We start from the raw sequence: 24,709 nt of genomic DNA, 5'->3' as shown, positions 1-24,709 counted from the left end.
ATAGCGTGTGCCCATGGCGATGGACGGGATGAGGACGGCCGACGGAATCGGGGACGCTCCGGGAAGCCGGGGGCCGACCGCGACGACACAGGCGCGGGCGGACGAGGTGGGCGCCGTGCGGACGGTCTACGCGCCCGACCCGGACGGCGACCCCGACCCCGGAGAGATCGTCTGGACCTGGGTGCCGTACGAGGAGATGGACGGACGGGGCAAGGACCGGCCCGTCCTGGTCGTGGCGCGCGAGGCGGCCGGAACCCTGCTGGCCGTCCAGCTCTCCAGCAGGCGGCGGGACGGCGAGCACGACTGGGTGCCGCTCGGATCCGGCCCCTGGGACCGCTCCGGACGGGACTCGTGGGTGGATCTGGAGCGGGTGCTGCGCGTCCACCCGCAGGGAATGCGGCGCGAGGCGTGCGCGCTGGACCGGGCGAGGTTCAACCGGGTCGTGCACAGCCTCCAGCGGCGGTACGGCTGGCGCTGACCCGGGCGCATACTGGCCCGGTACGGCACAACCGACTCACAGCGCTGCCGCGAAGGAGGCCACCGTGGACGGCCGGCTCAGCCCCATGCCCGAGGACTGGAACCGCGCGCTCGCGATCGTCGCGCACCCCGATGACCTGGAGTACGGCGCCGCCGCCGCGATCGCCCGGTGGACCGCCGCCGGGCGGGAGGTCGCCTATCTGATGGTCACCCGTGGCGAGGCCGGGATCGACACCATGGAACCCGAGCGGGCGGCACGGGTGCGGGAGGCGGAGCAGCGGGCGAGCGCGGCCGTGGTCGGGGTGGAGAAGGTGGAGTTCCTGGACCACCAGGACGGGGTCGTCGAGGAAGGCGTCGCCCTGCGCCGCGACCTGACCGCCGCGATCCGCCGCCACCGGCCCGAACTGCTCATCACCCTCAACCACCACGAGACCTGGGGCGGCGTCAACTGGAACACCCCCGACCACCGGGCCGTCGGCCGAGCGGTGCTGGACGCGGCTGGGGACGCGGGCAACCGCTGGATCTTCACCGACCTGGCGGACCAGGGCCTGGAGCCGTGGGACGGGGTGCGCTGGGTGGCGGTCGCGGGGTCGGCGCAGCCGACGCACGCCGTGGAGGTGGCGCGGGAGGACGTGGACCGGGCCGTCGCCTCCCTCGCCGAGCACCGCGCCTACATCGGGGCGCTCAGCGACAAGGAGCCCGCCGAGTACGCCCGCGAGTTCGTCACCGGTGTGATGGACATGCTCGCCGAACACACCGGCGGGCGGCGGGCCGTGGCCTTCCAGGTGTATCCGAGGGGGTGACCGGGGCGCCCGGCCCGCGCGCCGAAGCGGTACGGCGGTGGGCGCGGTGCGCCGGTGGGCACGGCGCATCGCCGCGCCGCGGCGCGGGAGGGACGGGACGTGTCACCGGCCGTCCGGGGCCGGCGGGCGGAGCCTCAGGTGCAGGGCGAGTGCGACGACCGGCAGGAGCAGGGCCGCTCCCATCGCGTTGAGCCAGCCGTAGCCCGCCTGCGCGACGACCAGGCCCGCGAGCGCGCCGCCCGCGCCCGCGGCGGCGTTCATGGACAGGTCGGACAGCCCCTGGACGGCCGCGCGGGCGCTGTGCGGCACCGAGTCGGTGAGCAGGGTGGAACCGCCCACCAGCCCCGCCGACCAGCCCAGCCCGAGGAGGAACAGGCCCGCGGCGCTCCGGACGTGGTCGCCGTCCGCCGTACCGGCGACCAGCGCCGAGCACGCCAGCACCGCGACGCCGACCAGGACGACGGGGATCCGGCCGATCCGGTCGCACAGCCAGCCCATCAGCGGGGAGAAGGCGTACATGCCCGCGATGTGGATGCTGATCACCAGGCCGATCAGCTCGATGCCCGCGCCGTGGTGGCCGAGGTCGACCGGGGTCATCACCATGATCGAGACCATGGTGGTGTGGGAGCCCGCGACGGCCACCAGGGCCAGCCGGGCCCGCGGCGAAGCGGCCACGGCACGGAGTCCGGCGCGCAGCGAGCGGCTCTCGGCGGACTCCGGGGCGTGCCCGTCGGCGGCGGCCAGGGAGCGGGCGGTGAGCAGGGGATCCGGCCGCAGCAGGACGAACACCAGCGTCGCGGCCAGCAGGAAGACACCCGCGCCCCACAGGAACGGGCCCGCCGCCTCGGGGACACCCAGGCCCCGGACGCTCCGCCCGGCCGGGGCGGCGATGTTCGGACCGAGGACCGCGCCGACGGTCGTGGCCCACACCACCGTGGAGATGGCCCGTCCGCGGTGGGCGGGCTCGGCGAGGTCGGCGGCGGCGAAACGGGCCTGGAGGTTGGCGGCGGAGCCCGCGCCGAAGGCCGCCGTGCCCAGCAGCAGGAGGGGGAAGCTGCCCAGGACGGCGGCGAGCACCACCACGCCCCCGCCCACCGCTCCGACCAGATAGCCCAGGGTGAGGCCCGCGCGGCGGCCGCGCGCCGCGGTCAGGGCGGCGAACGGCAGGGACAGCACGGCCGTGCCCAGGACCGACGACGTCATCGCCAGACCGGACAGCCCCTCGGAACCGCTGACCTCCTCGGCCAGCACGGCGGCCAGCGCGATGCCCGTGGCCACGCCCAGCCCGCCCAGGATCTGGCCCGCCACGAGCACGGCGGTGGTGCGGCGGCGCAGAGCGGCCAGGCCGGCTCCGCGGGGGACCGCGGCGGTGCCGCGGGGGCCGGGTATGCCCGACGGGCTGTCAGCAGCTTCGGCGATTTGGGAGGTGTCCTTCACGAAAAGGCAGTCTGCCAGCCGGGGGAGAGCGGCGGGGGACGTGTGGAAAGCGAGGTTCGCCACAGGGGGGTGGGGCGAGGGGTCAGAACAGCGGCGCCGGAAGGACCCCCTCCAGCGCGAGCAGTGCCCGCTTGGTCTCCAGCCCGCCGCCGAAGCCGCCCAGCCCGCCACCGCTCTCCACCACCCGGTGGCACGGAACCACGACCGGCAGCGGGTTGGACCCCATGGCGACGCCCACCGCGCGTGCCGCGCCCGGCTCGCCGACGCGGTCGGCCAGTGCCTGGTAGCCGACGGTGCCGCCGTAGGGCACGGAGGCGGCCAGCGTCCGCAGCACCCGTTCGTTGAACCCTGAGGTCAGGGTCCAGTCCAGGGGCAGGGAGAACTCCCGCAGCCCGCCGCTGAAGTACGCGTCCAGCTCCCGGGCCGCTTCGGCCAGGACCGGGTCGTCCCCGCCGGGAGCCGGTTCGGTGCCCAGCCGCGCGGCGAGCCGGGCCAGGCACCGGCGCACCGTCCGCTCCTGGGCGTGGAAGACGACGGTCACCAGCCCCCGCCCGGTCGCCGCGAGCAGCAGCGGGCCGATCGGGGTGTCCCGTACGGTCCAGGCCGCGGTCGTGACGGCGCCCTCGGCCGGTGTCTCGGTCATGGGGCGAGTCTACGGAAACGGCCCCCGCCGCGGGCCGGTACGCGGACGCGGCCCGCGGCGGGTTCGGCGGCCGGGCGGTCAGGGAGCGGGGAAGGAGATGCCCGCCTCCCGGGCCGCCTCCCGCGCTTCCTCCACCGCCTCCTCCAGCTCTTCCTCCGGCTCCTCTTCCCGGGACTCCTCCCGTCCGCCGTCCCCGGCGCCGGACCGGGTGGCGTCCCGGACGACGTCCGGGTAGTTGGAGATGATCCCGTCCACGCCCATGGCGGCGACCCGGCGGGCCGCCTCCGCGCCGTTCACCGTCCAGGTGAAGACCTCCAGCGGCTTGCCGTGGGGGCCCTTCAGTGCCTGGACCTGCCGCACGTACTCCCCGGTCAGGGTGGTGTGGGGCGGATTGATCTGGTCGCTGAACCGCGCGTACATCGGCAGCTCCCCGACGGCGGGGGTGCCCAGGAAACCGGTCCTGACGGCCGGCGCCTGCTCGTGCACGGCCCGCACCGAGTCGGCCCCGAAGCTCTGGACGACCAGCTTGCCGCGCACGTGCCGCCGGTCCAGCCAGCCCTCGCTGCGCAGCTCGCCCAGGATGTCGGCCTCGATGCCCGGGTAGAGCTCGGGCCGCTTGATCTCCAGCAGCAGGTTCTGGCCGGTGCGGTCCAGGTGCCGCAGGTACTGCTCCAGGGTGGGCACCCGCTCGCCCGCGTACAGCGGGTCGAACCAGCTTCCCGCGTCCAGCTGCGCGATCTCGGCGGCGGTGAAGTCCGCGACCCTCCAGGGAGCGCGGTCGGGGAAGACCTCCTCGACGTCCGTGGTGCGGCTCAGGGTGGCGTCGTGCATCACGACGAGTTCGCCGTCCCTGGTGCGCTGCACGTCGTTCTCCACCCACTTGACGTCCAGGGCACGGGCGGCGTCGACGGCGGCCAGGGTGTTCTCGGGCGCGTAGCCGGAGGCCCCGCGGTGCGCGACCGGGACGGGGGTCCCGGCCGCAGGTGCGGCCTGGGCGGGGACGGCTGACAGGACGAGCGCGCAGAGGCCGGCGAGTGAACCGGTGACGGTGGCAGCGGGGCGTAGGGGCACGGGGGACTCCTCACGTCTTCGGTGCACTGACCCCAGAAGCATTCCGGCATCGGCGGCCGGTTACATGGGCGGGAAGTGGACAGAACCTGAACGCTTCAAGGAAAGCCCCCTCGCCGGTGGCGGCCGGGCCGCGCTCCGGCCGTATCCGGGCCGTGCCCCGGCGCTCCGGGCGGGGCCCGGAAGCCGTCCCCGGTTGTCAGTGAGGGGACGTAACGTGGTGGACATGCGGCCCCAGACCCAGATCGAACGCAGGACGGCGCCCTTCGAGGTCGTCAGTCCCTACCAGCCCGGCGGCGACCAGCCGGCGGCCATCGACGAGCTGGCCAGGCGCGTCACGGCCGGTGAGAAGGACGTCGTCCTGCTGGGCGCGACCGGCACCGGCAAGTCGGCGACCACCGCGTGGATGATCGAGAGGCTCCAGCGGCCGACTCTGGTGATGGCGCCGAACAAGACGCTCGCCGCGCAGCTCGCCAACGAGTTCCGCGAACTCCTGCCCAACAACGCCGTCGAGTACTTCGTGTCGTACTACGACTACTACCAGCCCGAGGCGTACGTTCCGCAGACGGACACCTACATCGAGAAGGACTCCTCCATCAACGAGGAGGTCGAGCGGCTGCGCCACAGCGCGACGAACTCGCTGCTCACCCGGCGCGACGTCGTCGTGGTCGCCTCCGTCTCGTGCATCTACGGCCTGGGCACGCCGCAGGAGTACGTCGACCGGATGGTGCCGCTGAGGGTCGGCGAGGAGATCGACCGGGACGCGCTGCTGCGCCGCTTCGTCGACATCCAGTACACCCGCAACGACATGGCGTTCACCCGCGGCACCTTCCGGGTGCGCGGCGACACGGTCGAGATCTTCCCGGTCTACGAGGAGCTGGCCGTCCGCGTCGAGATGTTCGGTGACGAGATCGAGGCCCTCTCCACGCTCCACCCCCTCACCGGCGAGGTCGTCTCCGAGGACCGGGAGCTGTTCGTCTTCCCCGCCTCCCACTACGTCGCGGGCCCCGAGCGCATGGAGCGGGCCGTCGCGGGGATCGAGGCGGAGCTGGAGGAGACCCTCGCCCGCATGGAGAAGCAGGGCAAGCTGCTGGAGGCCCAGCGGCTGCGGATGCGGACGACGTACGACATCGAGATGATGCGGCAGATCGGCACCTGCTCCGGCATCGAGAACTACTCGCTGCACATCGACGGCCGTGAGAAGGGCTCCCCGCCGCACACCCTGCTCGACTACTTCCCCGACGACTTCCTGCTGGTCATCGACGAGTCCCATGTCACCGTCCCGCAGATCGGCGCCATGTACGAGGGCGACGCCTCGCGGAAGCGGACTCTGGTCGACCACGGCTTCCGGCTGCCGTCCGCGATGGACAACCGGCCGCTGAAGTGGGAGGAGTTCCAAAAGCGCATCGGGCAGACGGTCTATCTGTCGGCGACTCCGGGGCAGTACGAGCTGTCGCGCTCGGACGGCGTGGTGGAGCAGATCATCCGCCCCACCGGCCTGGTCGACCCGGAGGTCGTGGTCAAGCCCACCGAGGGCCAGATCGACGACCTGGTGCACGAGATCCGCACCCGCACCGAGAAGGACGAGCGCGTCCTGGTCACCACGCTGACCAAGAAGATGGCCGAGGACCTGACCGACTACTTCCTGGAGCTGGGCATCCAGGTCCGCTACCTGCACAGCGACGTGGACACCCTGCGCCGGGTGGAGCTGCTGCGCGAACTGCGCGCCGGCGAGTACGACGTGCTGGTCGGCATCAACCTGCTGCGCGAGGGACTGGACCTGCCGGAGGTCTCGCTGGTGGCCATCCTCGACGCCGACAAGGAGGGCTTCCTGCGCTCGGGCACCTCCCTGATCCAGACCATCGGCCGCGCGGCGCGCAACGTCTCGGGCCAGGTGCACATGTACGCCGACAAGATCACCCCGGCGATGGCCAAGGCCATCGACGAGACCAACCGGCGCCGGGCCAAGCAGATCGCCTACAACGAGGCGAACGGCATCGACCCGCAGCCCCTGCGCAAGAAGATCGGCGACATCGTGGCGACGATCGCCCGCGAGGAGGTCGACACCCGGGAGCTGCTGGACAGCGGCTACCGCAAGGCCGGCGCGGGAGAGGAGCGCCGGGCCAAGGCCCCGGTGCCCGACCTCGGCCGAGCGGACGGCGACCGCGCACGGGGCGGGACGGGCAGGGGCCGGGAGGCCGCCCGGCCCACCGACCGGCCCGCCGCCGAACTCGCCGAACTCATCGAGGAGATGACCGAGCGCATGCGGGCCGCGGCGGCCGAGCTGAAGTTCGAGGTGGCCGCACGGCTGCGTGACGAGGTCGGCGAGCTGAAGAAGGAGCTGCGGCAGATGAAGGAGGCGGGCCTGCGGTGACGTGAGGGCGACGCGGGGCGGCGGAGCCATGAGGAAGTGTTGCAGGAACGACACAAAGCCCGGCCGCCCCGTCCGAGCCGCCGACGGCGGTGCGTAGGGTTCGTGGCAGTCGCCGGGGACGGCGGCCGATCACAATGGCTGGAAAGAGGGGAACGCACGTGACGGTCAACTTGTCCAAGGGGCAGGCGGTCAGCCTGCAGAAGTCCGACGGGGGCACCCTGACCGCGGTGCGGATGGGGCTCGGCTGGCAGGCGGCTCCCCGCCGCGGCCTGTTCGGCCGCCGCACCCAGGAGATCGACCTGGACGCCTCGGCCGTGCTCTTCGCCGGCCAGCAGCCCGTGGACGTCGTCTTCTTCCGCCACCTGGTGAGCGACGACGGCTCCGTGCGGCACACCGGCGACAACCTCGTCGGCGGCGCCGGGCAGGGAGGTGACGACGAGGCGATCCTGGTGGACCTGCAGCGGGTCCCGGTCCACATCGACCAGATCGTCTTCACCGTGAACTCCTTCACCGGCCAGACCTTCGCCGAGGTGCAGAACGCCTTCTGCCGGCTGGTGGACGAGACGAACGGCCAGGAGCTGGCGCGCTACACCCTCACCGGCGGCGGCCGGCACACCGCGCAGATCATGGCCAAGGTCCACCGCCAGGGCGAGGGCTGGCAGATGACCGCCCTGGGCACCGAGGCCAACGGCCGCACCTTCCAGGACCTGATGCCCTCGATAACCCCCCTGCTGTAGGAGGCGGCGAGCGGCCGCGGGAGGCCATGGGGGGCCTCCGGCCGGATGCGGGGCACAGCGGAACACACGCGGGAGGGGGCGCGGCCATGGCGGCCGAACTGGTCCGGGGGCAGAACCACCCACTGCCCGGGAGCCGTCTGGAGATCCGGGTGTCGGCGGGAGGGCCGGTGATCGCCGCAGTGACGCTGGGCGACGAAGCCGGGCGGCTGCGGGATCCGGGCTGGATAGCCCACCTCGGCTCTCCCCCTCTGCCCGGGCTGGAGGTCTCCCGGCAGGCCGCCGCCGACCACCGGATCGCGGTGGACCTGGAGGCGCTCCCCGAGGCCGTACACCGGGTCAACGTGCTGCTCGCCCTGTCCACCGGGGCCGGCAGGTCGCTCTCCTTCGGGGCGCTGGCCGCCCCCGTGGTGGCCGTCACCGGCCCGGACGGCACCGACGTCGCCGGCTACACCGTCACCGGGCTCGGCACCGAGTCCGCCGTCGTCGCGGTGGAGCTCTACCGCCGGCAGGGCGCCTGGAAGGTACGCGCGGTCGGCCAGGGCTACGCGGGCGGGCTCGCCGCCCTGCTGGAGGACCAGGGGCTGCCCCGGGCACGCGAGTCGGCCGCCGCCGTGGAGGAGGGCATCGCAGCGGGTGCTGCCCGTGCGCCGGCACCGCCGCCGGCCCGCGCCGGAGGCGAGGTGCGTGGCCGACGTACCGCGCCGGTCGGCGGGCCGCCCGGCGCACAGGGCACCGCACCGGAAGCGCTCCCGGAGGCGCCGCCGGAAGCCGCCGCGGCGCTCCGGCCCGCTCCCGCGGGGCCGCCCGCACCGCCCGCACCGCCCGCGCCCGCCGCTTCGGGGCCGGTGGACTACCGCCACCCCCGCCGTACGCCCCGCGCGGCGGCCGCGCCGCCACCCCCTGTGCCGCCGCCCTCTGCTCGGCCTGAAACGCCCGACCGGCCCGTGGCGGGCGACGGGCCGGGCCGGAGCATGGAGGAGCGGCTCCACAACCAGGTCTGGGGCATGTTCGAGGACCTGGCCCGCACCACCGCCGCCTACCGCGGCGCGGTCGACTTCGCCGACTCGCGCATGGAGCGGGAAATGGACGAGGCGCTGGCCGACCCGCGCTCCAGGCTCGGCCCGGGCGCGGAGGCCGCCCGCGCCCGGGCCGGGGAGCGCCGCGCCGAGCTCGTCGACCGGGCCCGGGCCGCCCTCGAGCGCGATCTCGCCCAGCTCACCGCCGAGTCCGAGGTCGTCGAACCGGCCCTGCCGCCCGCCTTCGCCCGCTGGGACAGTCCTGTCTGGGACGCCTACCGGGTGCCCGCGCAGGCGCCGATGGCGGTGCGCCTGGGCGACCTAGCTCTTCCCGAGCACAGCGGCCTGCGCGTGCCCATGCTGGTACGGCTGCCCCTGGAGCGCGGGCTGTGGATCGACGCCGGACGCGCCTCTTCGGCCGCCTCCCCCACGGCGGACCCGCACCGGACGCGCCGCCTGGCCGGTGAGCTGGCCACCGCCGTCGCCGGCCGGCTGCTCGCCGTCCACCCGGCCGGCGAGCTCACCGTGCACGTGCTCGACCCCACCGGCTCCGCGGGGCCCGCCCTGGCCCCGCTGACGGAGTCCGGCGCGCTGCGCGAGCCGCCCGCCACGGGCCCGCAGGGCGTCGCCCAGGTGCTCGCCGGGCTGACCCGCCGTGTCGATCTGGTGCGGATGGCGGAGCGCACCCGTGCCACCGACGCGCTCCCGCCGGACGTGGACCTGGCCGGGCAGCTGCTGATCGTCCACGACTTCCCGCACGGTTTCGACGACCGTGCCGTCACCCGGTTGCGCTACCTCGCGGACGAGGGGCCGTCCGCCGGGGTCCATCTGATGATGGTCGCCGACCGGGAGGAGGCGCGGGAGTACGGACCCGTGCTCGACCCGCTGTGGCGGTCGCTGCTGCGGATCACCCCCGTCCCCGACGACCACCTCGCCGACCCCTGGGTCGGCCACGCGTGGACATACGAGCCGCCGCTGGTGCCGGCCGGCAGTCAGGTCCTGTCCAGGGTGCTGGGGCGGGTGGCCGAGGCCCGCCGGCGGTACGGGCGCTGACGGGCGGGACCGCGACCCCCGGCTTTGCCTTTCCTTGGCTCTGTTTTACTCTGCCTTGAGCGGAGGGGAGTACTCCCGTATGCGGCGTTCCCGTCAGTACGGGCCGGGTGTGACCGGCCCCGGGGCGCCGGCCCGCGGGCCGGTCCGGCCCTGGGCGGAGGAGACCTCCGGCAACCGGAGCCGGAGGATTCCTGCATGGACGTTTCCACGACCACCTGGGCGCTGACCGTTGTCGGTCTGTGTGCCCTGATCGCGGTCGACTTCTTCATCGGCGGACGCAAGCCGCACGAGGTCTCCATCAAGGAGGCCGGTATCTGGACGATCGTCTGGGTCGTCCTGGCGATCCTCTTCGGCGCCGGCCTGTACGCCGCCGGGGAGAGCCGGGCCGCGGGCGAGTTCGCCGCGGGCTACATCACCGAGAAGTCGCTCAGCGTCGACAACCTCTTCGTCTTCGTCCTGATCATGGCGAAGTTCGCGGTGCCCACCATCTACCAGCAGCGCGTGCTGATGATCGGCGTGCTCATCGCCCTGGTGATGCGCGCGATCTTCATCGCGGCCGGTGCCGCCCTGATCTCCACCTTCTCCTGGGTCTTCTTCATCTTCGGCGGCTTCCTCATCTGGACGGCCTGGAAGCTGGTGCGCGAGGCCCGCGCCGAGGCAGCGGGCCATGAGGACGAGGCCTACGAGGAGAACCGCCTGCTGAAGCTGGTGGAGCGGCGCTTCCCCTCCACCTCCCAGTACCACGGCACCAAGCTGTTCGTGGTCGAGAACGGCAAGCGGCTGATGACGCCGATGCTGATCGTCATGCTGGCCATCGGCAGCACGGACCTGCTGTTCGCCCTGGACTCCATCCCGGCGATCTTCGGCCTGACCCAGGATCCGTACATCGTCTTCACCGCCAACGCCTTCGCCCTGATGGGCCTGCGCCAGCTCTACTTCCTCATCGGCGGACTGCTCAAGAGGCTGGTGCACCTGTCCTACGGGCTGTCGATCATCCTCGGCTTCATCGGCGTCAAGCTGGTGCTGCACGCCCTCCACGAACAGGGTGTGCACGTCCCGGAGATCTCCACCCCGGTGTCGCTGGCCGTCATCTGCGGCGTTCTGGTCGTCACCACGATCACCAGCCTGCGCGCCTCCCGGAAGCTGGGGCGCGAGGAGCAGGCCGCGCCGCGCGACTGAGCCGGCCCGCTCCGAAGCGGCGGTACGGCCGGGCGTGCGTCCCGGCCGCACCGCCGCCGTGCGTCACCGCACCACCGCGACCCGCCGCTGAAGCCGCTCACCGCTCACGGCCACCGCCACGGTCACCGTCCCCGGCCGCAGCCCCGTCAGGGTGCCCGCCACCGGGTCGAGGAGGGCCACGCAGCCCGCCCGTGCCCGCGCCCGCTCCGCGTCCCCGGTGCACAGGCCCCGCGAGCCGGTCCAGTCCGCGCTCAGCGGCCAGCCCACCGGCACCGTACGCGCGCCGCTCCCGTCGCCCTGGACGACCGATGCGGAGACCCTCCCCGGCGCGCCGCCCGCGGCCACGGAACCGGGCGCGGTCAGGAAGAGCCCGTCCACATGGGCGCGGGTCTGGACCGAGATCCAGTCCGGGCCGGAGCCCTTGTCGACCCCGACCAGCGACCAGCCGCTGAAGCCGCCCTCACCGGCGGGCGCGGCCGGCGCCTTGCCCGCGTTGCCGTTGACCAGATACGGCACGCCGTCCACCCGGGAGGCGTGGAAGACGCCGACGTGCGCCCCGATGAACGCCGCCCCCTTGCCGGTGCGGCGGCGGAAGTCACCGAGCCAGTCCTCCAGGAGGTCCGCCTCCAGCCGGTCGGTCAGCCTGCTGCCGCGCTGCGGGGTCGGATCGCGCGGCGGTACGTGCGCCAGCACCACGACCGAGCCGATCCCCTCGTCGCGGGCGGCGGCGTCCAGCCGTTCCCGCAGCATCCGGATCTGCTCCCAGCCGCCGCCGAGCAGGGTCAGCGAGGAGGTGTCGAGGGTGATGAAGCGCGTGCCCTCGTGGTCGAAGGAGCGGTGGGCGTCGCCGAACTCCGCGCGGAAGTTCCCGATGGAACCGCCCATCACCTCGTGGTTGCCCGGAACGTAGTACCAGGGAACGTCCTCTCCCAGCTCCTCGTCGAGCACCCGGCGGGCGAAGGCGAGATCCTCGGGTGACCCCTCGTCCACCCAGTCCCCGTTCACCACGGCGAAGTCGGGCCGGGCCGCCCTCACCTCCCGCAGGGTGCGCCGGGCCTTGCGCACCGCTTCGCCGTCCGGGTCGCGGGCGACGAACTGGGCGTCGGAGACCACCGCGAACCGCCAGTCGCGCCCGGCCGTGCCGGCGGCCGTCGAGATCAGCGGGTCCCGGTGGGGGCCGGCGGCGGGCAGATCGACGTCCGGCGGGGTCCGGGCGGTCAGCCCGTCCAGGACGACCTCGCCGCGGTACAGCTCGCCGGGCCGGGTCTCGGCCAGGTAGAACCGCCGGACCTTCAGCGGATGGGCGACGCCCTCGGGCACCTCGAAGGCGATCTGCCGCCAGCCGGTCCAGGTGACGTGCGGGCCGCGCAGTATCTGCGAGGTGCCGGCGGCGTCGGTGAGGTGGAGCGAGGGCCAGGCGCCGTGGCCGTCGCCCTTCAGCCACAGGGTGAAGCTCTGCGGCTGGCCGGTGACGGGGATCTGCTCCGGGGGACTGGCGTAGGCGGCGCGGGTCGCGGTGGAGCGGGTGAAGTCGTACTCCATCCGCAGCCCGGTGCCCTCGTGCCCGGCGGGGTCGGCGGTCAGGGAGCCGGAGGCGCGTGCGGCGCTGAAGGTCCACCGTCCGGCGTCGTCGAAGCGCGCCACGTCGCGGTCCGTCAGGCCGACGGTGACGGCCAGGACCGTCTTCTTCCCCGCGACGGTCGCCCTGACCAGCCCGGAGGCGGACCCGGTGCCGTCGGTGGCGGCGACGGTGAAGCCGCCGCGCGCCGGGTCGGGGTCGATGCGGAAGAGCGAGCGGTCGTAGTCGAGCGCCACGTCCGAGGGGGCGACGGGGGCGCTGTGCCCCTCGGCGTCGAAGCCGGTGAAGCCGAAGGGGGCCCGTGCGCCGGTCCCGGGGAGTCCGACCCGCTCCCGGGTGGGGGCGATCCGCTCCAGCGGGCCCAGCACCGTCAGGGTGGTGGAGCCGCGGGCGTGGCCGCGGCGCGCGACGACCTCGGCCGTCCCCGCCGTGCGGGCGTGGAAGACGCCGTCGCCGTCCACCCGGCCGACCTCGGGGCGGGAGCTGTGCCAGCGGGGGGCCGTTCTCTCCGGTCTTTCCGGATGCTCCGCCGGTCCGTACGTCTCGTCGTGGCCCGCGGCGGTGAGCGCACGGGTCAGACCGGGGAAGACCCGGTCCGGATGGCCGCCGGGCACATTGTCCGCCGAGGGGGCCTGGGCCGGCTCCGCGGCCGTCTCCACCCAGAAGCCCTCCAGGCTTCCGCTGCCGTCGGGGGCGGTGACGGCCAGCCCGTTGGGGACCTCCCGCTCAGAGCCGTCGGAGGGGCTGTTCTCCACCCGCGGGGTGTCCGAGCCGGGCTCGCGGGCGACCAGTGTGGAGGAGCCGCCGCCGTCGAGGTTGAGCGCGTTGTGGGCACCCAGCTCGTCCATCATCACGGCGAGTTCGGTGAGGGTGACGCCGCCGGAGGCGGCCTGGCGGCCGTCCACGGTCAGCACGTGCATCGTCGAGCCGTCCCGGGAGAAACCCACGGCGGTACGGGGGGCGGCGGTGTTGTTGGGCCGTCCGTCCCAGTTCCGCGGCTCGCCGTCCTCGACCAGCACACCGCGGCCGCCGACCGCGGTGCGGGGCGTCTCGCCGCCGTCGGTGCGCAGTTCGTACTCCCAGCTCACCGGGTCCCCCGGGGCCAGCGAGGCCAGGGCCCTCGCGCCCGCGCCCCGGCCGAGCAGCACGGTGGCGCCCTCGGGCACCGGACCGTTTCCCGGGGATTCGTCCACACCGGTGACCCGGCCTTCGGTGACGGTGACCTCGGTCACCTGCGACGCGCCGTCCACGGCCAGGGCGCGGTCGGCGGCCCCCCACCGGGCGTTGTAGGCGCCGATGCCGTCGGCGGGGACGTTCGCGGCGTTGTACGCGGCCAGCGGCTCGGTCCCGCCGGGCAGGGTGAGGGTGCCCTCGAAGTACAGATCCAGGACGCGGCCCGCGCCGTCCGCGCCGAAACCGGCCGCCTCGTGGACGCCGGGGGCGGGGGAGTGGGTGATCTCGCCGTCGTCCAGGCCCGGACCGAGCGGGGCGCCGGTTTCGTTGATGTCGAAGAAGTCGGCGTTGAAGGCGGCGACGGTGCGGCGCCCGGGGCCGGGGTCGTGCGCGGCGGCCATCTCGGAGAGGGGAGCGCGGTCGGAGACGGAGCCCGGCGACAGGTAGTCGACCTCCGCGCCGCCGTCGAGGTCGACGCTGAGGGCGTCGGCGCGCAGCCACTTGTCCGGCTCCAGCCGGTCGAACGAGGTCAGTGTGGTGCCGGGCGCCACGGGCCGTACGGTGCGGGACAGCTCCATGCCGTCGCCGGCGGGGGCGGCCGTGGGGGCGGCGGTGCGTACGGGAGGGGAGGGAGAAGCGGTGACGGGGGCGGCGGTGGCGGGGCCGGTGGCGACCGGCGGCGCCAGTCCCAGCCCGAACGCGAGGACGGCGGCGAGGCGCACCGCGGCCCGCCCGGAGGGTCTTCTGCTCTGCGACCTTCGTGACACGACATCACCCACAGACGCTGCGAGGGGACGCGCTCTCTGCGCGCCCAGCGCCACAGGGTGGCAAGGCCGACCGGTCCACACCAGAGGGCGTGCGCGAACACCGCCGGAACAACACGCGTTCCCCGTGCGTCCGTTGGACCGAACGGACGCACGGGGAACGTGTGGGAGCGGACCGGGCCGTCGGCCGCCGGGTCCGGCTGTGTTCAGTCGCCGGGTCCGGCTGTGTTCAGTCGCCGGGTCCGGCGACGAGGCGGCCGTTCTCCACTCTGACCGGGACCGAGGGAAGGGGCGCGCCCGCCGGACCCGCCAGCACCTCGCCGCTGGTGGTGTCGAAGAGGCTGCCGTGGCAGGTGCAGTCGGCCTCCAGCTCCTTCACCGAGGTCAGCACACAGCCCGCGTGGGTGCACACCGCGCTGAACGCCTTGTAATCGCCCTCGGAGGGCTGGGACACCACCAGTTTCTTCTCGCGGTACAGCCGGGCGCCGCCCACGGGTACGGCGTCGGCCGCGCCGAGGTCCACGGGCGCGGTCGGGACCGCCGGGGCCCGCCCGCCGTCCCCGCCGGAGCAGGCGGTCAGGCCGAGGCCCGCGGCCCCGGTCAGGGCCACGCCGCACAGCACGGTGCGGCGGCCGGGGGAGCCGGGAGAGCTGTCGCTCATGGTCGTGTTCTCCTCTCGGCCGCTCACGGCTTCAGCGGCAGGACGTCCTGGAGGAACTTGCCGGTGTGGCTCCCGGGAACCACCGCGACCTGCTCCGGGGTGCCCTGGGCGACGACCGTGCCGCCGCCGCTGCCGCCCTCCGGGCCCATGTCCACGACCCAGTCCGCCGTCTTGATCACATCGAGGTTGTGCTCGATGACGATCACCGTGTTGCCCTTGTCCACCAGCCCGGACAGCACCTCGATCAGTTTGCTGATGTCCTCGAAGTGCAGACCCGTGGTCGGCTCGTCCAGGACGTAGACCGTGCGGCCGGTGGAGCGCTTCTGGAGCTCCGAGGCGAGCTTCACGCGCTGCGCCTCGCCGCCGGAGAGCGTGGTGGCGGGCTGGCCGAGCCGCACGTAGCCGAGGCCGACGTCGTTGAGGGTGCGCAGATGGCGGGCGATGGCGGGCACCGCCTCGAAGAACCCCCGTGCCTCCTCGATCGGCATGTCCAGCACCTCGGCGATGGACTTGCCCTTGTAGTGCACCTCCAGGGTCTCCCGGTTGTAGCGCGCTCCGTGGCAGACCTCGCACGGCACGTACACGTCCGGCAGGAAGTTCATCTCGATCTTGATCGTGCCGTCACCGGAGCAGTTCTCGCAGCGTCCGCCCTTGACGTTGAAGGAGAAGCGCCCCGGCAGGTAGCCGCGGACCTTCGCCTCCGTCGTCTCCGCGAACAGCCGGCGCACATGGTCGAAGACGCCCGTGTACGTGGCCGGGTTGGAGCGGGGGGTGCGGCCGATGGGGGACTGGTCGACGTGCACGACCTTGTCCACGTGGTCGTCCCCCTCCACCCGCACATGCCGGCCCGGCACCGACTTCGCGCCGTTCAGCTCACGGGCCAGGTGGGTGTAGAGGATGTCGTTGACCAGGGTGGACTTGCCCGAGCCGGAGACGCCCGTGACCGCGGTGAACACGCCCAGCGGGAACGACACGTCGATGTTGCGCAGGTTGTTCTCCTTGGCGCCGCGGACGGTCAGCATCCGCTTGCGGTCCACCGGGCGGCGCTCCCCGGGCGTCGGGATGACCTTCCGCCCCGACAGGTACTGTCCGGTCACCGACTCCTCGTTGGCCAGCAGTTCCCTCAGCGGACCGCTGTGCACCACCTCGCCGCCGTGCTCGCCCGCGCCCGGACCGATGTCCACCACCCAGTCGGAGGTCTTGATGGTGTCCTCGTCGTGCTCGACGACGATCAGGGTGTTGCCCATGTCCCGCAGCCGCACCAGGGTCTCGATCAGCCGGTGGTTGTCGCGCTGGTGCAGGCCGATGGACGGCTCGTCCAGCACGTAGAGCACGCCCACCAGACCGGAGCCGATCTGGGTCGCCAGCCGGATGCGCTGCGCCTCGCCGCCCGAGAGCGTCCCGGCGGCGCGGTTGAGGGAGAGGTAGTCCAGGCCGACGTCGACCAGGAACCGCAGCCGCTCGTTGACCTCCTTCAGGACCCGCTCGGCGATGGTCTTCTCGCGCTCGCTGAGCTGCATGCCGCTCAGGAAGTCGGCGCACTCGCTGATCGACATCGCGGAGATCTCCGCGATCGACCTCCCCTGCACCGTCACGGCCAGGACGATCGGCTTGAGCCGTGTGCCCTCGCAGGAGGGGCAGGGCACCTCGCGCATGTAGCCCTCGAAGCGCTCCCGGCTGGAGTCCGTCTCCGCCTCCGAGTGCCGGCGCCGCACGAACGGGACCGCGCCCTCGAAGGCCGTGGTGTACGACCGCTCCCGGCCGTAGCGGTTGCGGTAGCGGACCTCGATCTGTGTGCGGTGGCCGTTGAGCAGGGCCTTCCTCGCGCGCTGCGGCAGTCCGCCGAAGGGGACGTCGGTGCGGAACCCGAGCGCGTCGGCCAGGGCGCCGATCAGCCGCCCGAAGTACTCCTTGCTGTGACCGTGCGACCAGGGGTGGATCGCGCCCTCGTCCAGCGACTTGTCCGGGTCGGGGACGACCAGCTCCGGATCCACCTCCATACGGGTGCCGATGCCGCTGCACTCCGGGCAGGCGCCGAAGGGGGAGTTGAAGGAGAACGAGCGCGGCTCCAGCTCCTCGAACGACAGGTCGTCGTAGGGGCAGTACAGGTGCTCGGAGTACATCCGCTCGCGCTGCGGGTCGTCCTCGTCCAGATCGACGAAGTCGAGGATCACCATGCCGCCGGACAGGCTCAGCGCGGTCTCGACGGAGTCGGTCAGCCGCCGCTTGGCGCTCTCCTTGACCGTCAGGCGGTCGACGACCACCTCGACCGTGTGCTTCTCCTGCTTCTTCAGCTTCGGCGGGTCGGAGAGCTGGACCGTGGCGCCGTCCACCCGGGCGCGGCTGTAGCCCTTGGTCTGCAGCTCGGCGAAGAGGTCGGCGAACTCGCCCTTGCGCTGGCGCACCAGCGGGGACAGGACCTGGAAGCGGCTGCCCTCCGTCAGGGAGAGCACCTTGTCCACGATCGCCTGGGGGGACTGCCGGGCGATCGGGCGCCCGCACTCGGGGCAGTGTGGCTTGCCGACCCGCGCGAACAGCAGCCGCAGGTAGTCGTAGACCTCCGTGATGGTGCCGACCGTCGAGCGGGGGTTGCGGGAGGTGGACTTCTGGTCGATGGAGACCGCCGGGGACAGACCCTCGATGAAGTCCACGTCGGGCTTGTCCATCTGCCCCAGGAACTGCCGGGCGTAGGAGGACAGCGACTCCACGTAGCGACGCTGCCCCTCGGCGAAGATGGTGTCGAAGGCGAGCGAGGACTTGCCCGACCCCGACAGCCCGGTGAAGACGATGAGGGAGTCGCGGGGGAGGTCGAGCGAGACGTTCTTGAGATTGTGCTCGCGAGCCCCACGGACGATGAGACGGTCGGCCACGCCGATTGGCACCTTTCGTGTGGGATGTAGGGGGCCGGACACCTGCCCGGAGCCCCTGCCCAAGGGTATGGGGTAGCGCAGCCCTGGCGTCGTGCCCGGGGCGCATCGCGAGCCTATAGCACGCGTATTCGATTTATGGAGCTTCCGTCTCTCCTTCACCCGAAGGAGTGGTGGCGATAGCTTTGGATCATGACTGTGCCTGCCGCCGGCTCCGCCGGTCCCGCTGCCGACCCCGTCGCCGACACCGCCGCCCTGCGGGAGTCCACCGACCGCCTCCTGGCCGCCGTCCGGAAGCTGGACGACGCCGCCCTGGCCGTCCCCTCGAAGCTGCCGGGCTGGACCCGGGGCCATGTCCTCGCCCACCTCGCCCGCAACGCCGACGCCCTGGTCAACGTGCTGGCCGGCCGCCCCATGTACCTCAGCGCCGAGGCCCGCGAGGCCGACATCGAGCGCGACGCACCCCGTCCCCTGGCGGCCCAGCTGGAGGACCTGAGCGGCAGCGCCGCCCGCCTGGACGAGGCGATGGCCCGGCTCACCGGCGAGCAGTGGGGCGCCACCGTCGAACTGCGCAACGGCGTCACCGACCTCGCCTCCTCCCTCCCCTTCCGCCGCCGGATCGAGATCGAGCTGCACCATGTCGACCTCGGCGTCGGATACGGGCTGGCGGACATGCCCGCCTCCTTCACCGACCGCGAGCTGGAGAACATGGCCCGGCGGTTCGCGGGGCACCCCGGGGTGGAGCCCGTGGAGATGAGGGTGGAGGACGGCCGGGTCCTGCGCACCGGCCGCGCGGCCGGGCAGGGGGAGCCGGCGGTGACCGTAGCCGGTTCGCCCACCGCGCTCGTCGGCTGGCTCACGGGACGCACCGACGGCGCCGGACTCACCGCCTCCGCGGCGGACCTGCCCGCGCTGCCGCCCCTCTGACACACTGATCGCCGACCGCGTCCCCCTTCCGGAAGGAGTCGCACAGCCCATGCCGTACACAGGAGAAGTCGCGGTCGGCGGTCCGCCGGACGTCCACGAGCTGACCGACCTGGTGATCTCCAAGGCCGCGGTCGGCCCGATGGAGAACAACGCCTATCTGCTGCGCTGCCGCGCCACCGGTGAACAGCTCATGATCGACGCGGCCAACGAGCCCGACACCCTGCTGGGCCTCATCGGCGAGGACGGCATCGGCTCGGTCGTCACCACCCACCGGCACGGCGACCACTGGCAGGCGCTCGACACCGTCGTCCGGGCCACCGGCGCGCGCACCTACGCCGGGCGCTATGACACCGAGGGCATCCCGGTGCCCACCGACGTGCCCCTGGAGGACGGCGACACCGTGACCGTCGGCCGCGTCACGCTCACCGCCCGCCGTCTGCGGGGACACACCCCCGGTTCCATCGCGCTCGTCTACGACGACCCCCACGGCCATCCGCACCTGTTCAGCGGCGACTGCCTCTTCCCCGGCGGAGTCGGCAACACCCGCGGCGACGCCGAGGCGTTCACCACGCTGCTGAACGATGTGGAGACCAAACTCTTCGGCGAGCTCCCCGACGAGACCTGGGTCTACCCCGGCCACGGCGCCGACACCACCCTGGGCGCCGAGCGCCCCCACCTGGCTCAGTGGCGCGAGCGCGGCTGGTGACGAACCCCGCCCGGCGGCGGGGCGTGCCGCCGCCGGCCCGGTGTGTCGCAGGCCGCCAGTAAGGTGGGCGCCATGGCAGACCCCTCCAGCTACCGCCCCAGGCCTGGAGAGATCCCCGACTCCCCGGGGGTCTACAAGTTCCGCGACGAACACGGCCGGGTGATCTACGTCGGGAAGGCGAAGAGCCTGCGCCAGCGCCTGGCCAACTACTTCCAGGACCTGACCGGCCTCCACCCGCGCACCCGCACCATGGTCACCACGGCCGCCTCCGTGGAGTGGACGGTGGTCTCCACCGAGGTCGAGGCGCTCCAGCTGGAGTACTCCTGGATCAAGGAGTTCGACCCGCGCTTCAACGTCAAGTACCGCGACGACAAGAGCTACCCGTCCCTCGCGGTGACGATGAACGAGGAGTTCCCGCGCGTGCAGGTGATGCGCGGGCCCAAGAAGAAGGGCGTGCGTTACTTCGGGCCGTACGCGCACGCCTGGGCCATCCGCGAGACCGTCGACCTGATGCTGCGCGTCTTCCCGGTGCGCACCTGCTCGGCCGGGGTCTTCAAGCGCTCCGCCCAGATCGGCCGCCCCTGCCTGCTCGGCTACATCGGCAAGTGCTCGGCGCCCTGCGTCGGCCGGGTCGACGCCGAGGAGCACCGGCGGCTGGCCGAGGAGTTCTGCGACTTCATGGCCGGCCGTACGGGCGCCCACCTGCGCCGCCTGGAGCGGGAGATGCAGCGGGCGGCCGAGGAGATGGAGTACGAGAGGGCCGCCCGGCTGCGCGACGACATCGAGGCGCTGAAGCGGGCGATGGAGAAGAACGCCGTCGTCCTCACCGATGCCACCGACGCCGATCTGGTCGCGGTCGCCGAGGACGAACTGGAGGCCGCCGTCCAGATCTTCCACGTCCGCGGCGGACGGGTGCGCGGCCAGCGCGGCTGGGTCACCGACAAGGTGGAGGAGGTCACCACCGCCGGCCTGGTCGAGCACGCCCTCCAGCAGCTCTACGGCGAGGAGAGCGGCGACGCCGTGCCCCGGGAGGTCCTGGTCCCCGCCCTGCCCGACCCGGTGGAGCCGCTCACCGCGTGGCTGGCCGGCCGGCGCGGCGCGGCCGTGGACCTGCGCGTGCCGCGGCGCGGCGACAAGCGCGCCCTGATGGAGACGGTGCGGCGCAACGCCCAGCAGGCCCTGGCCCTGCACAAGACCAGGCGCGCCTCCGACCTGACCACCCGCTCCCGCGCGCTGGAGGAGATCGCCGAGGCCCTCGGGCTGGACTCGGCCCCGCTGCGCATCGAGTGCTTCGACATCTCCCACCTCCAGGGCGAGGACGTGGTGGCCTCGATGGTGGTCTTCGAGGACGGGCTGGCCCGCAAGAGCGAGTACCGCCGCTTCCAGATCAAGGGCTTCGCAGGCCAGGACGACGTCCGCTCCATGCACGAGGTGGTCTCCCGCCGCTTCCGCCGCTACCTCCAGGAGAGGCAGCGCACGGGCGAGTGGGCCACCGGGGAGGACGGGGAGAACGGGGAGAGCCACGGGAGCGGTGGGCCCGGGGCCGCACCGGGCGGTGCGGTCGGTGCGAGCGCCGCGGACGCCGCGGACGGGCCGGACGGGCCGGCCCCGGCCGAGGAGGGAGGCCGGAGCAGGGCGCCGAAGTTCGCCTACCCGCCGCAGCTGGTCGTGGTCGACGGTGGGCAGCCGCAGGTCGCCGCCGCGCGGCGCGCCCTGGACGAACTGGGGATCGACGACGTGGCCGTGTGCGGGCTGGCCAAGCGCCTGGAGGAGGTGTGGCTGCCCGGCGAGGACGACCCGGTGGTCCTGCCCCGGACCAGCGAGGGCCTGTACATGCTCCAGCGGGTCCGCGACGAGGCGCACCGCTTCGCCATCCGCTACCAGCGCGGCAAGCGGTCGCGGGCGCTGAAGGCGAGCCCGCTGGACGCCGTCCACGGCCTCGGGGAGTCCCGCAAACAGGCCCTGGTCAAGCACTTCGGCTCGGTCAGGCGGCTGCGGGCCGCCACCGTCGAGCAGATCTGCGAGGTCCCGGGTGTCGGACGCAAGACCGCCGAGGCCGTCGCCGCGGCCCTGGCCCAGGCGGCTCCGGCCGCTCCGGCGGTGAACACCGCCACAGGTGAGATCCTGGAAGACCGGGAAGACCAGTAGGACACCGGCGATCGACAAGCGGAACGGCACAGGCGGGCGGGGGAGAGCGCGATGAACGAGCACATGGGAGACGGAGCGCAGGTGGCCACGGGTACGAGTACGGGAGCGGTCGCGGAGACCGCGGGAAACGGAGGCGACGGCACCGCCGCCATCCCCGAGCTGGTGATCATCTCCGGCATGTCCGGCGCCGGCCGCAGCACCGCCGCCAAGTGCCTGGAGGACCTCGGGTGGTTCGTGGTGGACAACCTGCCGCCCGCCCTGATCCCGACCATGGTCGACCTCGGCGCCCGCTCGCAGGGCAACGTGGCCAAGATCGCCGTCGTCGTCGACGTCCGCGGCCGTCGCTTCTTCGACAACCTGCGCGAGTCCCTCGCCGACCTCGACGCCAAGAACGTCACCCGCCGGATCGTCTTCCTGGAGGCGTCCGACGACGCCCTGGTGCGCCGTTTCGAGTCGGTGCGCCGTCCCCATCCGCTCCAGGGCGACGGGCGCATCGTGGACGGCATCGCCGCCGAGCGCGACCTGCTGCGCGAGCTGCGGGGCGACGCCGACCTGGTCATCGACACCTCCGCACTCAACGTCCACGAGCTGCGGGCCAAGCTCGACGCCCAGTTCGCCGGCGAGGAGGAGCCCGAGCTGCGGGCGACGGTGATGTCCTTCGGCTACAAGTACGGCCTCCCCGTCGACGCCGACCTCGTGGTCGACTGCCGCTTCCTGCCCAACCCGCACTGGGTGCCGGGACTGCGGCCGTACACCGGCCTCAACGAGGAGGTCTCCCAGTACGTCTTCAACCAGCCCGGCGCCAAGGAGTTCCTGGACCGCTACGCCGAACTGCTCCAGCTCATCGCCGCCGGCTACCGCCGCGAGGGCAAGCGCTATGTGACCGTCGCGGTCGGCTGCACCGGCGGCAAGCACCGCAGTGTGGCGATGTCCGAGAAGCTGGCCGCCCGGCTGGCCGCCGAGGGCGTCGAGACGGTCGTCGTACACCGGGACATGGGACGCGAGTGACCGTCCGCACCCGCAGACTGCGGCGCCTGGTCACCACCCGCAGGGCCCGTGGCGGGACCCCGAAGGTGGTGGCGCTCGGCGGCGGCATGGGCCTGTCCGCCTCGCTGGCCGCGCTGCGCCGGATCACCCGCGATCTGACCGCGGTGGTCACCGTCGCCGACGACGGCGGCTCCAGCGGGCGGCTCCGCGACGAACTGGGCGTCCTGCCCCCCGGTGATCTGCGCAAGGCCCTGGCCGCGCTGTGCGGCGACGACGAGTGGGGCCAGACCTGGGCCCGGGTCATCCAGCACCGCTTCGTCAGCAGGGGCGACCTGCACGAGCACGCGGTGGGCAACCTGCTGATCGTCGCCCTGTGGGAACAGCTCGGCGACCACGTCCAGGCCCTGGACCTGGTGGGCAGGCTGCTGGGCGCGCACGGCCGGGTGCTGCCGATGTCCGCCGTCCCGCTGGAGCTGCGGGCCCTGGTGCGCGGCCACGACCCGGCGCGCCCGCGGGAGGTCACCACCGTCCGGGGCCAGGCCACCGTCGCCCTCACCCCCGGCGAGGTGCGGCAGGTGCACCTCGTCCCGCACGATCCGCCCGCCGTCCCCGAGGCCGTCGAGGCGGTCCTCGACGCGGACTGGGTGGTACTCGGCCCCGGCTCGTGGTTCTCCTCGGTCATCCCCCACCTGCTGGTCCCCGAACTCCTCCAGGCGCTCACCGAGACCAGGGCGCGCCGGGTGCTCTCGCTCAACCTCGCGCCGCAGCCGGGAGAGACCGACGGCTTCTCCCCGCAGCGTCATTTGGAGGTTTTGGCCCGACACGCCCCTAAACTCACCTTCGACGTGGTGCTGGCCGACCGGGCCGCCGTGCCCGACGAGGAGGGCCTCCGTGACGCCGCCCGGCGTCTGGGCGGCACGGTCGAGCTGGCACCGGTGGCCGCCCCGGGCGGAGCCCCCCGGCACGACCCGGAGCTGCTGGCCGCCGCGTACGACCGGATTTTTCGAATGCATGGAAGGATCGGCCCATGGCGATGACGGCAGCGGTGAAGGACGAGATCTCCCGGCTACCCGTCACCCGGACCTGCTGCCGGAAGTCGGAGGTCTCCTCCATCCTGCGGTTCGCCGGCGGACTGCACCTGGTGAGCGGCCGCATCGTGATCGAGGCCGAGCTGGACACCGGCATCGCCGCACGCAGACTCCGCAAGGACGTCCTGGAGATCTTCGGCCATGCCTCCGACCTGGTGGTCATGGCCCCCGGCGGGCTGCGCCGCGGCAGCCGCTACGTCGTACGGGTGGTGGCGGGCGGTGATCAGCTCGCCCGGCAGACGGGGCTGGTCGACGGCCGCGGCCGCCCGGTGCGCGGTCTGCCGCCGCAGGTGGTCTCCGGGGCCACCTGCGACGCCGAGGCCGCCTGGCGCGGCGCCTTCCTGGCGCACGGCTCGCTCACCGAGCCCGGACGCTCCTCCTCCCTGGAGGTCACCTGTCCCGGCCCCGAGGCCGCCCTCGCCCTCGTCGGCGCCGCCCGCCGCCTGCAGATCGCGGCGAAGGCGCGCGAGGTGCGCGGTGTGGACCGGGTCGTCGTCCGGGACGGCGACGCCATCGGCGCGCTGCTGACCCGGCTGGGCGCCCACGAGTCGGTGCTGGCGTGGGAGGAGCGGCGGATGCGCCGCGAGGTGCGGGCCACCGCCAACCGCCTGGCCAACTTCGACGACGCCAACCTGCGCCGCTCGGCCCGCGCCGCCGTCGCGGCCGGGGCCCGGGTGCAGCGCGCGCTGGAGATCCTGGGCGACGAGGTGCCCGAGCATCTGGCCGCGGCCGGCCGGCTGCGCATGGAGCACAAGCAGGCGTCCCTGGAGGAGCTGGGCGCGCTGGCCGATCCGCCGCTGACCAAGGACGCCGTCGCCGGGCGTATCCGGCGGCTGCTGGCCATGGCCGACAAGCGCGCCGCCGACCTGGGCATCCCGGGCACCGAGTCGAACCTGACGGAGGAGATGGTCGGCTGAGCGGGTCTCGGGAGCCCCGGCCGTCCGTCCGACGCCTCTGCGCGCCGCCCCCGCGCGCCGCGCCTTTCGCGGCCCGCGGGCCGGGCGTTTCGCGGCGCGCGGCCG

Annotated in this window: 17 protein-coding genes and 1 pseudogene; 12 read left to right on the top strand and 6 right to left on the bottom strand. The window is 73.4% G+C overall.

Annotated features, from left to right (window positions below):
- Positions 1-19: 19 nt before the first annotated feature.
- Positions 20-478 carry a type II toxin-antitoxin system PemK/MazF family toxin gene (locus BM237_RS05425; protein ID WP_245793441.1) on the top strand — a complete coding sequence of 153 codons (459 nt, stop codon included), beginning with the start codon at positions 20-22 and terminating at the stop codon, positions 476-478.
- 85 nt (positions 479-563) lie between these two features.
- Positions 564-1,280 (top strand): PIG-L deacetylase family protein, encoded by a 717-nt coding sequence (locus BM237_RS05420; RefSeq protein ID WP_093848547.1) that lies wholly within the window; start codon positions 564-566, stop codon positions 1,278-1,280.
- Positions 1,281-1,382: 102 nt separating this feature from the next.
- On the opposite strand, the gene BM237_RS05415 is transcribed toward BM237_RS05420, so the two are convergent.
- The 3 genes from BM237_RS05415 to BM237_RS05405 form a co-directional block, all read right to left on the bottom strand.
- Positions 1,383-2,669 carry an MFS transporter gene (locus tag BM237_RS05415; protein WP_245793440.1) on the bottom strand — a complete coding sequence of 429 codons (1,287 nt, stop codon included), beginning with the start codon at positions 2,667-2,669 and terminating at the stop codon, positions 1,383-1,385.
- Positions 2,670-2,799: 130 nt separating this feature from the next.
- Positions 2,800-3,360, bottom strand: coding sequence for a methylated-DNA--[protein]-cysteine S-methyltransferase (locus BM237_RS05410; RefSeq protein WP_093848356.1), 561 nt, complete (start codon positions 3,358-3,360; stop codon positions 2,800-2,802).
- 78 nt (positions 3,361-3,438) lie between these two features.
- Positions 3,439-4,431, bottom strand: a complete 993-nt coding sequence (locus tag BM237_RS05405; protein ID WP_245793421.1) for a glycerophosphodiester phosphodiesterase — start codon at positions 4,429-4,431, stop codon at positions 3,439-3,441.
- 223 nt (positions 4,432-4,654) lie between these two features.
- Here BM237_RS05405 and uvrB point away from each other — a divergent pair, with 223 nt between their 5' ends.
- From uvrB to BM237_RS05385, 4 genes are all read left to right on the top strand, one after another.
- Complete coding sequence (gene uvrB / locus BM237_RS05400; protein ID WP_093848545.1) at positions 4,655-6,802, top strand: excinuclease ABC subunit UvrB; 2,148 nt, start codon at positions 4,655-4,657, stop codon at positions 6,800-6,802.
- Between the two features lie 158 nt (positions 6,803-6,960).
- Positions 6,961-7,539, top strand: coding sequence for a TerD family protein (locus BM237_RS05395; protein ID WP_093848354.1), 579 nt, complete (start codon positions 6,961-6,963; stop codon positions 7,537-7,539).
- 86 nt (positions 7,540-7,625) lie between these two features.
- Positions 7,626-9,608 (top strand): TerD family protein, encoded by a 1,983-nt coding sequence (locus BM237_RS05390; protein ID WP_093848353.1) that lies wholly within the window; start codon positions 7,626-7,628, stop codon positions 9,606-9,608.
- Between the two features lie 195 nt (positions 9,609-9,803).
- Complete coding sequence (locus BM237_RS05385; RefSeq protein WP_093848352.1) at positions 9,804-10,787, top strand: TerC family protein; 984 nt, start codon at positions 9,804-9,806, stop codon at positions 10,785-10,787.
- Positions 10,788-10,850: 63 nt separating this feature from the next.
- Here BM237_RS05385 and BM237_RS05380 read toward each other — a convergent pair whose 3' ends face one another.
- From BM237_RS05380 to uvrA, 3 genes and pseudogenes are all read right to left on the bottom strand, one after another.
- Positions 10,851-14,117 carry a phosphodiester glycosidase family protein gene (locus tag BM237_RS05380; protein WP_093848544.1) on the bottom strand — a complete coding sequence of 1,089 codons (3,267 nt, stop codon included), beginning with the start codon at positions 14,115-14,117 and terminating at the stop codon, positions 10,851-10,853.
- 415 nt (positions 14,118-14,532) lie between these two features.
- Complete coding sequence (locus BM237_RS05375; RefSeq protein ID WP_093848351.1) at positions 14,533-14,964, bottom strand: Rieske (2Fe-2S) protein; 432 nt, start codon at positions 14,962-14,964, stop codon at positions 14,533-14,535.
- 38 nt (positions 14,965-15,002) lie between these two features.
- Positions 15,003-17,834, bottom strand: a pseudogene (gene uvrA / locus BM237_RS05370) (excinuclease ABC subunit UvrA); the annotation flags it as partial.
- A 189-nt stretch (positions 17,835-18,023) separates the two neighbouring features.
- Between uvrA and BM237_RS05365 the strand changes: the two are divergent.
- From BM237_RS05365 to whiA, 6 genes are all read left to right on the top strand, one after another.
- Positions 18,024-18,758 (top strand): maleylpyruvate isomerase family mycothiol-dependent enzyme, encoded by a 735-nt coding sequence (locus BM237_RS05365; protein ID WP_093848349.1) that lies wholly within the window; start codon positions 18,024-18,026, stop codon positions 18,756-18,758.
- Between the two features lie 49 nt (positions 18,759-18,807).
- A complete protein-coding gene (locus BM237_RS05360) occupies positions 18,808-19,464 on the top strand; it encodes an MBL fold metallo-hydrolase (RefSeq protein WP_093848348.1) in 657 nt (218 codons plus the stop codon).
- Between the two features lie 72 nt (positions 19,465-19,536).
- The gene (gene uvrC / locus BM237_RS05355) at positions 19,537-21,612 is read left to right on the top strand and encodes an excinuclease ABC subunit UvrC (RefSeq protein ID WP_093848347.1); all 2,076 of its coding nucleotides are present in this window, start codon (positions 19,537-19,539) and stop codon (positions 21,610-21,612) included.
- 51 nt (positions 21,613-21,663) lie between these two features.
- Positions 21,664-22,620: an RNase adapter RapZ gene (gene rapZ, locus BM237_RS05350; protein WP_093848346.1), complete on the top strand. Its 957-nt coding sequence runs from the start codon at positions 21,664-21,666 to the stop codon at positions 22,618-22,620.
- The gene (locus BM237_RS05345) at positions 22,617-23,636 is read left to right on the top strand and encodes a gluconeogenesis factor YvcK family protein (RefSeq protein ID WP_093848345.1); all 1,020 of its coding nucleotides are present in this window, start codon (positions 22,617-22,619) and stop codon (positions 23,634-23,636) included. The genes rapZ and BM237_RS05345 overlap by 4 nt, the downstream gene beginning before the upstream one ends.
- The gene (whiA, locus tag BM237_RS05340; RefSeq protein ID WP_093848344.1) at positions 23,627-24,604 is read left to right on the top strand and encodes a DNA-binding protein WhiA; all 978 of its coding nucleotides are present in this window, start codon (positions 23,627-23,629) and stop codon (positions 24,602-24,604) included. Before BM237_RS05345 ends, whiA begins: the two co-directional genes overlap by 10 nt.
- Positions 24,605-24,709 lie beyond the last annotated feature (105 nt).

Source organism: Streptomyces mangrovi (assembly GCF_900114215.1).
Taxonomy (GTDB): Bacteria; Actinomycetota; Actinomycetes; order Streptomycetales; family Streptomycetaceae; genus Streptomyces; species Streptomyces barkulensis.
The sequence above is the reverse complement of the archived record's forward strand: the minus strand, read 5'-3'. Positions and strand labels throughout refer to the sequence as shown.

Excerpts from the sequence above, each read along its gene's own strand:
- BM237_RS05425 (WP_245793441.1), top strand. The coding sequence starts at position 20 with ATGGACGGGATGAGGACGGCCGACGGAATCGGGGACGCTCCGGGAAGC.
- BM237_RS05420 (WP_093848547.1), top strand. The coding sequence starts at position 564 with ATGCCCGAGGACTGGAACCGCGCGCTCGCGATCGTCGCGCACCCCGAT.
- BM237_RS05410 (WP_093848356.1), bottom strand. The coding sequence starts at position 3,360 with ATGACCGAGACACCGGCCGAGGGCGCCGTCACGACCGCGGCCTGGACC.
- uvrB (WP_093848545.1), top strand. The coding sequence starts at position 4,655 with ATGCGGCCCCAGACCCAGATCGAACGCAGGACGGCGCCCTTCGAGGTC.
- BM237_RS05390 (WP_093848353.1), top strand. The coding sequence starts at position 7,626 with ATGGCGGCCGAACTGGTCCGGGGGCAGAACCACCCACTGCCCGGGAGC.
- BM237_RS05385 (WP_093848352.1), top strand. The coding sequence starts at position 9,804 with ATGGACGTTTCCACGACCACCTGGGCGCTGACCGTTGTCGGTCTGTGT.
- BM237_RS05380 (WP_093848544.1), bottom strand. The coding sequence starts at position 14,117 with ATGGAGCTGTCCCGCACCGTACGGCCCGTGGCGCCCGGCACCACACTG.
- BM237_RS05375 (WP_093848351.1), bottom strand. The coding sequence starts at position 14,964 with ATGAGCGACAGCTCTCCCGGCTCCCCCGGCCGCCGCACCGTGCTGTGC.
- BM237_RS05365 (WP_093848349.1), top strand. The coding sequence starts at position 18,024 with ATGACTGTGCCTGCCGCCGGCTCCGCCGGTCCCGCTGCCGACCCCGTC.
- BM237_RS05360 (WP_093848348.1), top strand. The coding sequence starts at position 18,808 with ATGCCGTACACAGGAGAAGTCGCGGTCGGCGGTCCGCCGGACGTCCAC.
- uvrC (WP_093848347.1), top strand. The coding sequence starts at position 19,537 with ATGGCAGACCCCTCCAGCTACCGCCCCAGGCCTGGAGAGATCCCCGAC.
- rapZ (WP_093848346.1), top strand. The coding sequence starts at position 21,664 with ATGAACGAGCACATGGGAGACGGAGCGCAGGTGGCCACGGGTACGAGT.
- whiA (WP_093848344.1), top strand. The coding sequence starts at position 23,627 with ATGGCGATGACGGCAGCGGTGAAGGACGAGATCTCCCGGCTACCCGTC.